This is a genomic window from Haemophilus sp. CCUG 66565 (assembly GCF_001679495.1).
In the GTDB taxonomy this organism is placed as follows: Bacteria; Pseudomonadota; Gammaproteobacteria; order Enterobacterales; family Pasteurellaceae; genus Haemophilus; species Haemophilus haemolyticus_K.
Genome location: NZ_LZOX01000017.1, coordinates 164931 through 177319, shown reverse-complemented (window position 1 = coordinate 177319; position 12389 = coordinate 164931). Strand labels below are relative to the sequence as shown.

Below are 12389 nucleotides of genomic sequence, written 5' to 3'. Positions count from 1 at the left end.
TGACTAAAATAGTCATGAGTTTTTACTGCAATAAAGGAGATTGCAATGAATATGAAAACCTTATTAGCACTAGCGGTTAGTGCGGTATGTTCAGTTGGTGTTGCGCAAGCACATGAGCATAATCATGATCACAATATGGCATCAAAAGGTGCTTCTATTGAAGTGAAAGTGCAACAACTTGATCCCGTAAACGGTAACAAAGATGTGGGTACAGTGACTATTACTGAATCTAACTATGGTCTTGTGTTTACCCCTAATTTACAAGGATTAAGCGAAGGCTTACATGGTTTCCACATCCATGAAAACCCAAGTTGTGAGCCAAAAGAAAAAGAGGGTAAATTGACAGCTGGTTTAGGCGCTGGCGGTCACTGGGATCCTAAAGGTGCAAAACAACATGGTTACCCATGGCAAGATGATGCACACTTAGGTGATTTACCGGCATTAACTGTATTACATGATGGCACAGCAACAAACCCTGTTTTAGCACCACGTCTTAAACATTTAGATGATGTTCGCGGTCACTCTATTATGATTCACGCTGGTGGTGATAATCACTCCGATCATCCAGCTCCACTTGGCGGTGGCGGCCCACGTATGGCATGTGGCGTGATTAAATAATTTGATTGTTCGAAACGAAAAGTGCGGTGAATTTTCACCGCACTTTTTTTGCTAGATATTTAGCATTTAATTCACGACTTCAGCAGTATATTTCAGCTTGTGAATCGCATCGAATAATTGTTGGTTTGTGACTTTGGGATCTTCCACAACTGTCACTAAACCATCTTTAATGGATGCTTTTGTTGAAATAACGCCATCGATATTGCGCAGTTCTTTATTGACTAAGTAAGCACAAAGCTGGCAATTCATTTCTTTTACTTTTAGCACAATTTGTTTGGTTTCATTCGCATGAGCGAAAGAAATGGCAAACAGCGAAAGTAAAAGTGCGGTACATAATTTCTTCATTTTTATTCCTAATTAGCTAATTCTAAAATCCAAGGCAAAATTGTTGGATAGGTTAAGAAAAAAATCATCACGATAAATACAATCCAATATAAAACGATGAGTTTTTTACGGGAAATATATTTGCTACAAATAATTTTTTTGGAAAACATCAACAGCCAAAATCCATAGGCAAAGGCGCATAATGAAATAATGAGCATGGGAATACGCAAATAATCATATTCGCCTAAGCCAATCAACCAAGTAGATGATACGCCGAACACTAAATAGATTAATGGTGCGATGCAGCACAAAGTTGATGCCACCGCGGCGCTAAGTGCGGTGGCTATGGCAACCCAAAAGGATTTATTAGAGTTTTTTAGAGACGTAGTCATATTTAAATTCTTTTGGATCAAAGGAATTTAATGGATCACCACCCACTTCAGCATATGGATAGCCGAAGTTATTGATTGGAGCAAGTTCTGGTTGTGGATATAAATCGAAGTCACGGGCATGATTAAATCCCACCCAGTTTGCTTCCCAGTTACCAAACAAATATTTTGCTACGGCTTGTGTATCTTTATCTTCAACAGATTTTTTCTCTGCTAAACGCATTTTGGCAACGTCTGCGGAATCAACTGGTACCCATCCAAAACCTGCAAGGTAGAATTCAGCACGGCAATGTTGGCCACCACTTACGTTTGCGATGCCTTGTTCATTTGCACTACCGAAAGCACCTTTGGAATATTTGCCCATTTTCTCTGCCGCACCTAAGCGAATACCAAAAATTTCACGGGCTGGGATGCCAGCCGCACGAGCAAGTGCCACAAATACAGAGTTAATATCGGTACATTTACCTTTTAACACGCCAGTGGTAAGAATTTTTTCTACATCGCCGTCACCACAACCTAATACAGAATTATCACGTTCCATATTTTTTACGATCCAGTGGTGAATAAGTTCAGCTTTCTCCAATGGATTAGTTTCTTTACCTACGATTTTGTCAGCAAATTCTTTCACAATACCATCAGTCTTAATGTGTTGAGTAGCTTTTAAGTATTCTTGTACATCCACGGAATACTGAATATCTTTTGGCGGAGCATAATTCTCTAAAGCGCCTTTCACCATCGGTTCACGGTCTTTTGTTTCAATGACCATAGTGACTTTTAAATCACGTTTTTGTGCATCTTTATCCCAAGTGGCAAATAAGGTTTTTGCACCGTATTTATTGTTTTCTGTTACATAGGCATTCATGTAATTACCTTCAAAGTGAATCGATTTCACTTGTTGGTATTCCCCATTAAATGGCAACGGGACCCATAAATTGGTTTGTCCTTGTGAGCCTTTTGGCGCAATTAAATCGTAGGTTTGCGTGAATTCGTAAAGATGGGTGTCTGTATTGTAGTTTGGAATATTGGTGTTTGCATGAGCTAACGAGCCACATGCAGAAAGCACCGCAACTGCGATAAGTTTCTTCATGAAGAGATCCTCTAGTTAATAATAGTTAAACTTAACATATTAGATAAACTAATACGCTACTATGCTAACGGATTTTGGAGCAATAATTCAACCGTTTTGCGTAAACTTTTTATTTTTCCTATATAAAAAATATTTTATTTTCCAACCGCACTTTCCTTCTAACATTTGACACCCCTAGCCCTTACACCTATTATTTCCTCGTTATTTATTAAGATTTACGGAACAAAATAATTATGGTGAATAAAACCGCTCAACTTAAACAAGCTCTAGAAAATCGTATTCTCATTTTAGACGGTGCGATGGGGACGATGATCCAAAAATATAAACTGACAGAAGCCGATTTTAGAGGTGAGAAGTTTAAGGAAAGTGCGGTCGATTTACGCGGTAATAATGATTTACTGACATTGACTCAGCCACTGCTAATCTCCGCTATTCATGAGAAATATTTAGCAGCGGGTGCCGATATTATTGAAACCAATACTTTTAGTTCAACTACGATTGCTCAAGCGGATTACGACTTGCAATCTATCGCTTATGAACTCAATTTTGTTGGCGCAAAATTAGCTCGTTTGGCTGCCGATAAATATAGCACGCCAGAAAAACCTCGCTTTGTCGCGGGCGTATTAGGGCCAACTAACCGTACAGCCTCTATTTCACCCGATGTCAATGATCCGAGTTTCCGTAATGTTACTTTTATGGAGTTGGTGAATACTTATGCCCAAGCAACAAAAGGCTTGATCGAAGGTGGTGCAGATTTAATTATGATCGAAACTATTTTCGATACGCTTAACGCTAAAGCGGCAGTTTTTGCTATTGAAAGCGTGTTCGAAGAATTAGGCGTGGAATTGCCAATCATGATTTCCGGCACCATTACTGATGCTTCAGGGCGAACCCTCTCTGGGCAAACTACAGAGGCTTTCTATAACTCCCTCCGTCACGCAAAACCGCTCACTTTCGGTTTGAACTGTGCTTTAGGCCCGAAAGAATTACGCCAGTATGTAGAACAGCTTTCAAAAATCAGTGAAACCTATGTTTCTGTGCATCCGAATGCGGGTTTGCCGAATGCTTTTGGTGGTTATGATTTAGGGGCAGAAGAGATGGCTGCTCACTTAAAAGAGTGGGCAGAAAGTGGTTTTGTGAACATTATTGGTGGTTGTTGTGGTACCACACCGGAACACATCAAAGCCTTTTCTGCAGCGGTAGAAAATATTCCACCACGCAAATTGCCACAAATCAAAACCGCCATGCGTTTATCCGGTTTAGAACCACTCAATATTGACGATGAAAGCCTGTTCGTGAACGTGGGCGAACGCAATAACGTGACGGGTTCGGCGAAATTTAAGCGCTTAATTAAAGAAGACAAATTTGCCGAAGCCATTGAAATTGCCATCGACCAAGTAGAAAACGGCGCGCAAGTGATCGATGTGAACATGGATGAAGCCTTGCTCGACGGCAAAAAATGCATGACCCGTTTCCTCAACATTATGGCGACCGAACCTGATGCGGCAAAAGTGCCGGTGATGATCGACTCCTCCAAATGGGAAGTGATTGAGGCAGGTTTACAGTCGGTGCAAGGTAAACCAATCGTTAACTCTATTTCCTTAAAAGAAGGCGAGGAAAAATTTATCCATCAGGCTAAATTGGTGCGTAAATACGGTGCAGCTGTTGTGGTGATGGCATTTGATGAAGTAGGGCAAGCTGATACCGAAGAGCGTAAAGTCGAAATCTGTACCCGTGCTTATAACATCTTAGTCAACCAAGTAGGCTTCTCGCCAGAAGACATTATTTTCGACCCGAACATTTTCGCCATCGGTACCGGAATTGAAGAACACAACAACTATGGCGTAGATTTCATTAACGCCACAGGCCGTATTAAACGCAGCTTGCCACACGCCAAAATCTCCGGCGGTGTGTCAAATGTGTCCTTCTCTTTCCGTGGTAACAACGTCATGCGTGAAGCCATTCATGCGGTCTTCCTCTATCATGCTATCAAACAAGGCATGGATATGGGGATCGTGAACGCAGGTCAGCTTGCAATTTACGATGATCTGGATCCTGAATTACGCAATGTGATTGAAGACGCCGTCTTAAACCGCACGCCTGATGGCACAGAACGTTTACTGGATATTGCGGAAAAATATCGCAACCAAGGTAACGATGAAAGTGCGGTGGATTCTGTGGCAGAATGGCGTACGTGGCCGGTGGAAGAACGCTTGAAACACGCCCTTGTGAAAGGCATTACCACGCACATCATCGAAGACACCGAAGAAGCGCGCCAAAAATTGCCAACGCCGTTAGAGGTGATCGAAGGTCCGCTCATGGCGGGTATGGACGTAGTGGGCGATTTGTTTGGCGACGGCAAAATGTTCCTCCCACAAGTGGTGAAATCCGCACGCGTGATGAAACAATCCGTGGCGTATTTAGAGCCGTTTATCAATGCCACCAAACAAAAAGGTTCTAGTAACGGTAAAGTGGTGATCGCCACCGTGAAAGGCGACGTGCATGACATCGGCAAAAACATTGTGAGCGTGGTGTTGCAATGTAATAACTTTGAAGTGATTGACTTGGGCGTAATGGTGCCAGCGGACAAAATCATTCAAACCGCCATTGATGAAAAAGCCGACATTATTGGCTTGAGCGGTTTGATTACGCCATCCCTTGATGAAATGGAATACTTCCTCGGTGAAATGACGCGTTTAGGTCTGAACTTGCCTGTTTTAATTGGCGGTGCAACCACCTCCAAAGAACATACAGCTATTAAACTGTATCCAAAATACAAACAACATGGTGTGTTCTATACCTCAAATGCATCAAGAGCGGTAACGGTTTGTGCAACTTTAATGAACTCGGAAGGCCGTGCAGCATTGTGGGAACAATTCAAGAAAGATTACGAGAAAATTCAGCAATCTTTCTCTAACCGTAAACCACTGCGTAAACAACTTAGCATTGAAGAAGCACGAGCAAACCGCTTTGATGGCTTTAGTGGTGAATGGGCAGATTATGTGCCAGCAACACCAAAACAAACCGGCATTGTGGAATTTAAAAACGTACCAATTGCCGAACTGCGTAAATTTATCGATTGGTCGCCATTCTTCCGTATTTGGGGGTTAATGGGCGGCTACCCGGATGCCTTTGATTATCCAGAAGGCGGCGAAGAAGCACGCAGAGTGTGGAACGATGCACAAGTGGTTTTAGATGAATTAGAGCAAAACCACAAACTCAACCCAAGCGGTATTTTAGGTATTTTCCCTGCGGAGCGAGTAGGCGATGATGTGGTGCTTTTTGCTGATGAAGAACGCACGGAAACCATTGGTACCGCTTATGGCTTACGCCAACAAACGGAACGGGGCAAAAACAGCAAAAGTCCATTTAACTTCTGCTTAAGTGACTTTATTGCGGATCGCGAAAGTGGCAAAAAAGACTGGTTCGGCATGTTCGCCGTATGCGCAGGTATTGAAGAAATGGATTTGGTGGAAGGCTATAAAGCTGCCGGCGACGACTACAACGCCATATTGCTACAAGCCGTGGGCGATCGCCTCGCCGAAGCCATGGCAGAATACCTGCACTTTGAGCTTCGCACCCGCATTTGGGGCTATACGCAAGAAGAATTCGACAATCAAGGGTTAATCAATGAAAACTATGTGGGCATCCGTCCTGCACCGGGCTATCCAAGCTGCCCAGAACATACGGAAAAAGCCTTGATTTGGGATTTATTAGAAGTAGAACAACGTATCGGCATGAAACTCACCGAAAGCTACGCCATGTGGCCGGCGGCTTCCGTCTGCGGTTGGTATTTCACCCACCCAGCAAGCAACTATTTCACCCTTGGCCGCATTGATGAAGACCAAGCTCAAGATTATGCCAAACGCAAAGGTTGGGATGAGAGAGAGATGATGAAGTGGTTGGGTGTGGCGATGAAGTAACACGTATAAGATTCTTATTACAACAATCTAATTGCATAATTTTTTATGCATAAATGAGATAGGAGAAATAAATGTTTACCCATACAAATGAGAGTAGAGAATCTTGGATAAAAGAAGTTTCTCTAGAGTCATCCTTAGTTGAAGGGGTCAAGAATAGTGATATTCTATTCTTACCTATTAAAAAATATAGAGATATAAATTATATTTTTTTTACAACTGCTGAAGATTTTTTTAAATATGTAAAAAAACAAAATAAAGCATCTGTAGATATTTGTATAAATAATGACGATTATAAGCGGGTTTCATTAAACTCTAGAGAGTTTAGATTAGGTACTATTTTAGTTAAAGAGTTTGTATTACCAGTTCTAGTTGGACTCGTAATTAACTATTTTTCAGATAATCTGAAGACTTCTGTAGATGATGAAGTTTCTATATCTATAATAGTTGAAAAAGAAAATGGCAACTATCAACTAGATTACAAAGGAAATATTGATAATTTCATTAAATTAAAAGATCAGTTTAACTTAAAAAAAGAAGATGTGAAAAATGATGGAGATCATAAAGCAACTAACCAAATTTAAAAATAGAAAATATAACAAAAAAATAGAGATAAATCTAATTAATGACATTAACAATAAAATAAAAGCAAATAAAAACAATGAACATCTAGCAAATGAAATGTGGGAAATAAAGACTATCTTTCTAGCTCAAAACTTCTATTTAATATTTATAGAATCATTATATAAAAAACAATACTATTATGCTTGGTGTACTTTAGAAAAATGCGAACTAAAGATTAATGAGTTAGACCGACATGCTAGTGAAAAGATAAAGAATAACTATTATTTCCATTTTTTAAAATTTCAGGTAAAAAGATGGCAGGCTATATATCCGTATAAACTCTTTACAAGCCCGGAATTTATATATAAAAAAGTTAGATGTAGTATTTGCAATGAAATAATTTCTCCAAGAGGAAATTGCAAACATATTATTGGAGAATTATACTCCGGAGAAATATGCTACTGTACTGTTGAAGAGATTGAGCTTATTGGCATCGCTATTGTTAAAAATCCGGTCATGAAAAGCAATGTCATAGATCCTGAAGGAAAAAATAAGAATTTTTCAGGGCTAAATATGATACTAAATACATTAAATACACCATTTCAATATTGGGATATAAATTACACAAAAGAATTTATTCCAAAGAAATTCATTACTGAATCTCCTGACAGTCTTTGTCCTTGTGGTTCTGGACTATCATATCTAATGTGTTGTCAGAGAAAAAATGGTTGCTTAATTCCTCATATGCAAATAATTCTATACAATCAAGATATAAAAAATAAATTGGATACCCACTTAAGTATTGAATTAAAAATATCTGATTATCTTTATCAGAAAAAATACTCATAATTTAAAAAGATGGCGCACGCTTCCCAGCGTGTGCCCTATTTCACCAAAAAAACACTTCAAAAACTCACCGCACTTTATTTACTTTTAGGGCATGCGTTAGGAAACGCGCGCCAGCATAAACATTAATCACTAAAAGTGCGGTGAAAATTTTCAGCGCTTTTATGTTTACTGTAACAACCAATCCACTACATACATCACCTCAATCCCATCAATCTCCGTTTTTTCGTAATATTTTCCCGTAATTAAAATCTTTTTATAGTTATCTTTAATATGCAAAAGGTTATCTGTTTCGTGGGTATTTTCAGGGATTTCAAAGGCGACTTGCACATATAAAATTTCACCGGCTTTTCGGGCGATAAAATCAATTTCTTTACTGTCGAGTTTACCGACATCTATGGTATAACCTCGTCTTAGCAATTCAATAAAGACGATATTTTCTAGTCGATTCGCATAATTCGCGCCTTTTTTGCCAATAGCGTGCCGTCTTAAACCGTTATCCACAATAAAATATTTTGCATTGGTTTTTAAATAGCCTTTTCCACGAATATCGTATTGTTTTGCTTTATAAAAAAGAAACGCATTTTCTAACAGATCAAGATATTTGCTGATCGTGTGGTTTGAGGTTGGAACACGTTCGGACGTGAGCGTGTTGCTAATTTTGCTCGGATTCACCAACTGACCGACATTATCCGCTAAAAAGAGAATCACGCTTTTAAGAATATAGGTATCTTTCACGCCGGCTCGATGCGCAATGTCATTCAGCACGATGGAATCAAAAATACCTGATAAAATCGTTTCTTTTAAAGGTTCATCAGCAATAGCAACACTGGGGAAACCACCGTATTTTTCGTATTCCGAATAGAGTTTATCTACCAATCTTGATTGGCTATCCACATTTTTGGAACGTAAAAATTCTTTAAAAGAAAGCGGATAAATTTTGATTTCTACATACCGACCGCTTAACAGCGTCGCAAGTTCACCGGAAAGCAAGTTGGCATTGGAACCCGTAATCACAATGTCAGTGTTAAAACTCACGCGAAGCGCATTGACGATTTTTTGCCAACCTTCCACAAACTGAATTTCATCAATCAACAAGTAGATTTTCTCTTGAGAGGACGGTATTTTTTCTTGAATAAGCTGTTGGAAGTCTTGAGCGTCTTTCACCCATTGATATTCAAAAGATTCAAAATTGAGATAAAGAATATTTTCGGAAGCAATGCCTTGCTGTTGCAAGTAATCACGGTATTGCATGAGTAACACCGATTTACCAGAACGACGAACACCAGAGATGACTTTAATAAAATCGGTATCTTTAAATTGAATCAGTTGTTGTAAATAATTTTCACGAGAGATCATATTCTCACTCATTGGAAGTTAATTTCATATTTTTTAAAAGTATACAAAGATTGGAAGTTAATTTCCATATTATTTTTTCCTGATGTATTTGGAATTACATTTCCAGTTTTTATTACAGTTTTTTTAGTCTCATTCCAATCCCTTGCACAATCCCCAATTTCCGCTATCATACGCGCTTTCTTATTTCTCGGAATTTTGTATTTATGAATAAATTAAAGATGGCGTTGTTTGTGGGTGTCCTTGTGAGTTTATTTGCTTGTACTACAACACATCAGCCGAAGAAGGCGGTTAAATCTCGATTTTTAAAGAATAATATTAGCCAAGCTGAGTTAAATAATTCTGTTAATTACAAGCCATATCATTATCGTTGTAATAATAAAGAAACTGAAGGGATTTCTCATTTAACGACTTATTTCCCTCTTTCGCGTGAAAGCCGCATGAAAGATAACTTCGGGTTTTATTTCCAGTTAGATAATGGCAAGGCGGTGCCTTTTGATCATTCATACACGCTGACACTGAATGCACGCGGTACAAAATTTGAAGTGGTTTATCGTTCGTATGATCCGATTCAAGGAAGTTATGTGGATTTAATCGCGCGATCTCAAAGTTCAATTTACTACAAGAATCAACAAGGCAAGCAAGTTCCTTGGTTGATTTGTAAGGGCGGTTGATTTTTCTCGAGAATAATTTTTACTTTCAGCAAAATGAGAAATTGGAATTACTTTTCCAATTTCTCTATCCCATAAATTTCTTTTCTTTCTACATCAAATTTCACGCTTATATCAAAGGCTTTTGCAAGATTCTCTGAATTTAGCACCGCTTGTGTTTTGCCTGTCGCAATGATTTTGCCCTTGTCGAGCAAAATCACTTCATCACAGTATTTATAGGCAAGTGATAAATGATGGATCGCTACAACGCAAGTATGCTGTGGCGTGAGTGATTTTAATTGTTCCATCATGTCTATTTGATAATAGGGATCGAGTGGTGCGATAGGTTCATCAGCAAGCAATAGCGGCGCATTTTTGATACAACAACGAGCGAGTTGCACTCGTACTTTTTCTCCGCCTGACAGTTTCTGAAAGGATTTATTAAGCAAATGTGCAATCGAAAATTTTTGTGAAATCTCCGTGATGTTTGACCGCTCTTTTACCGATGATAATGGTGAATTGAAGCCGAGAGCAATGACATCATAAACCGATAAGTCCCAATGGATATTGGTATCTTGCGCAAGATAAGCGAGTTGCTGGCTTTTTTCAGTTGTACTCATTTTGCTTAACGGATTGTTTCTAAAATAAATTTCACCTTTTGCAATAGGTAAAATTCCTGCAATTGTTTTGAGCAAAGTTGATTTGCCCGCACCGTTTGCGCCCATAATGCCGATCAGTTTTCCTTTAGGAAGCGTGCAGCTGATGTTGTTTAAGCCATAAGGCTGAGAAAGGTTTTCGATTCTAATCATTATTTTACCAACTTGCGTTGCTCCGTAATTAAAATCCAAATTAAGCAAGGTGCGCCAATGATTGCGATGAGCGTGCCAATATAAATATGTGAGAAGATTGGAATGAATTGGACACAAAGATCTGCAATAAGTAGCAATAATGCGCCAAGTAGTGCGCTGGTGATGTAAAGTTGCGAAGGGCGTCTTTTTAGTAAGAGGCGAGCAAAGTGCGGTGCGATTAAGCCAACAAAACCGATAGTGCCTGTTTGTGGAATTGTTGCACCCACTAATAATGCCACGCCAAAGGTCGTGATGAAAAAGCTACGTTTAGGATTCACGCCCATTGTGCTCGCGGTTTCTTCACCGAAGGTGAGTAAGTCAATATAGCTGCGTTCACGATATAAACAGAATAATCCCAATAATACGATTGGAAATGAAATGAGTAGCGTGTCAAGTTTTGCCCACACAAGAGAGCCTTGTAGCCAGCGGTAGAGTTCAGCTAACGCCCACGGGCTTTCTGCATTCGAAAGTAGCAATGCGACGGCAGCAGAGAGCAACATATTGACGGCTAAACCACTTAAAATCATCGCCGTTGTGCCATGATTTTTAGCGATCAAATAAACCAATAAAAAACTAGATAACGCTCCAGCTACACCGCCAATAAGCAACAGACTTAAGGGTACGGAAAAATAGTAAAGCAAAAAGACACTGGTGGTGGTTGCACCGGCACTACTTCCCAATAACCCAGGGCTTGCCAGTGGATTTTGAAATATTCCCTGCATTGCATTGCCTGCTAAAGCAAGGCTTGCACCAGTTAAAATGGCTAGTCCGAGACGCGGCAGGCGAATATCAAGCAATACGAGTGAGCGCATATCCGTGAGTACACCATCTGCATTTTTGAGATGAGCAAAATCGCTGAGCTGATGATAAATTGCAAATCCGCTAATCAACAGCAACGCTAAGAAAAGTGCGGTATTTAATTTTAGTGTTTTGGTCAATGATCAATTTCCTATGTAATCCAAATATCATTTTAATTGTTGATAAATCTTCTCCGCCCCTTGCCACACGCCGTGATCAAAGCAATAAGTATATTTCATTGGAATACGAAAGTGCGGTCGATTTTTAAAAAGATTTTGCAAAAGCGGATGTTTAAGCAATTCCGCTTGCTCGTTATAACTTTGCTGGTCGCTGATTTCAATCAACACGTTGGGTTCTGCTCGTAACACTTTTTCAAGAGAAAAATTTTGTGCCGTAATCGGTGTTTTTAGCGGGGTTAAACCTAGCAGGTTAAGTAAAGTAGGATACTGTGGCGTATAAGTTTCTACAATGCCTGTATCTGAAAGTATTAATGTGTCAGTGAGTGATAGATTGAGGCGAGAATCTTGTAATTTAAGTTTATCGATTAAAGATTCCGCATGCGTTTCGTTACCCGTGAGTTTACCCAAGTGCAATATTAGACCAAATAATTCTTCTGCCGTTTGTGGCGTGTCATTAATTGGCTCAATTTTTGCCCCGAGTTTTTTCAAATCTGCCACAAGTTGTGGATAAAAGGTTTCATTGATAAGAAACGTTTTATCGAGATAGGGCAATAATACGGTGAGTTGTGGCTCAAGTGTCGGCTTATCCACATTGAGTTTATCCAACATCATCAAGGGATTTTTAGAATAAGGTGACTGCGCAGCAATTTGCTCAGGGCGTGCAATTTCCGACAAAAGACGATCGCTACAAAGTGTGAGCGAGACAAATTGCTCCGACGCATGCAAAGTCAAGGGCAAGAAAAGTGCGATTAAAATTAAACGAGTTTTTTGCATATAGATAATGATACGCTACGCCATCAAGAATGTAAA

At 39.5% G+C, this 12389-nt stretch carries 12 protein-coding genes; 5 read left to right on the top strand and 7 right to left on the bottom strand.

Going from position 1 to position 12389, the window contains the following annotated elements:
• Nucleotides 1–45: 45 nt before the first annotated feature.
• Entirely contained in the window at nt 46–618 is a 573-nt protein-coding gene (sodC, locus tag A9501_RS08690; protein ID WP_065265587.1) for a superoxide dismutase family protein, read from the top strand.
• 66 nt (nt 619–684) lie between these two features.
• On the opposite strand, the gene A9501_RS08685 is transcribed toward sodC, so the two are convergent.
• From A9501_RS08685 to A9501_RS08675, 3 genes are read right to left on the bottom strand one after another with little or no spacing between them, the layout of a single operon-like run.
• Nucleotides 685–963, bottom strand: coding sequence for a heavy-metal-associated domain-containing protein (locus A9501_RS08685; protein ID WP_005651690.1), 279 nt, complete (start codon nt 961–963; stop codon nt 685–687).
• A gap of 8 nt (nt 964–971) precedes the next feature.
• Nucleotides 972–1334, bottom strand: a complete 363-nt coding sequence (locus A9501_RS08680; protein WP_005635782.1) for a mercuric transporter MerT family protein — start codon at nt 1332–1334, stop codon at nt 972–974.
• Nucleotides 1309–2418, bottom strand: a complete 1110-nt coding sequence (locus A9501_RS08675) for a transglutaminase domain-containing protein (RefSeq protein WP_065265586.1) — start codon at nt 2416–2418, stop codon at nt 1309–1311. Before A9501_RS08675 ends, A9501_RS08680 begins: the two co-directional genes overlap by 26 nt.
• 233 nt (nt 2419–2651) lie before the next feature.
• Here A9501_RS08675 and metH point away from each other — a divergent pair, with 233 nt between their 5' ends.
• The 3 genes from metH (at nt 2652) to A9501_RS08660 (ending at nt 7751) form a co-directional block, all read left to right on the top strand.
• Entirely contained in the window at nt 2652–6341 is a 3690-nt protein-coding gene (gene metH / locus A9501_RS08670) for a methionine synthase (protein ID WP_065265585.1), read from the top strand.
• A 71-nt stretch (nt 6342–6412) separates the two neighbouring features.
• A complete protein-coding gene (locus A9501_RS08665; protein WP_065265584.1) occupies nt 6413–6922 on the top strand; it encodes a hypothetical protein in 510 nt (169 codons plus the stop codon).
• A complete protein-coding gene (locus tag A9501_RS08660) occupies nt 6888–7751 on the top strand; it encodes a hypothetical protein (RefSeq protein ID WP_065265583.1) in 864 nt (287 codons plus the stop codon). The genes A9501_RS08665 and A9501_RS08660 overlap by 35 nt, the downstream gene beginning before the upstream one ends.
• Nucleotides 7752–7916: 165 nt before the next feature.
• Here A9501_RS08660 and A9501_RS08655 read toward each other — a convergent pair whose 3' ends face one another.
• A complete protein-coding gene (locus A9501_RS08655) occupies nt 7917–9119 on the bottom strand; it encodes an ATP-binding protein (RefSeq protein ID WP_065265582.1) in 1203 nt (400 codons plus the stop codon).
• Between the two features lie 191 nt (nt 9120–9310).
• Between A9501_RS08655 and A9501_RS08650 the strand changes: the two genes are divergently transcribed.
• Nucleotides 9311–9778: a hypothetical protein gene (locus tag A9501_RS08650; protein WP_065265581.1), complete on the top strand. Its 468-nt coding sequence runs from the start codon at nt 9311–9313 to the stop codon at nt 9776–9778.
• 47 nt (nt 9779–9825) lie between these two features.
• Here the strand turns inward: A9501_RS08650 and A9501_RS08645 are convergent, their stop codons facing one another.
• The 3 genes from A9501_RS08645 to A9501_RS08635 are packed head-to-tail and all read right to left on the bottom strand — an operon-like array spanning nt 9826 to nt 12353.
• Nucleotides 9826–10563: an ABC transporter ATP-binding protein gene (locus A9501_RS08645; protein WP_065265580.1), complete on the bottom strand. Its 738-nt coding sequence runs from the start codon at nt 10561–10563 to the stop codon at nt 9826–9828.
• Nucleotides 10563–11540 (bottom strand): FecCD family ABC transporter permease, encoded by a 978-nt coding sequence (locus A9501_RS08640; protein WP_065265579.1) that lies wholly within the window; start codon nt 11538–11540, stop codon nt 10563–10565. The genes A9501_RS08645 and A9501_RS08640 overlap by 1 nt, the downstream gene beginning before the upstream one ends.
• A 27-nt stretch (nt 11541–11567) precedes the next feature.
• On the bottom strand, nt 11568–12353 hold the full coding sequence (locus tag A9501_RS08635; RefSeq protein WP_065265578.1) for a helical backbone metal receptor: 786 nt from the start codon (nt 12351–12353) through the stop codon (nt 11568–11570).
• Nucleotides 12354–12389 lie beyond the last annotated feature (36 nt).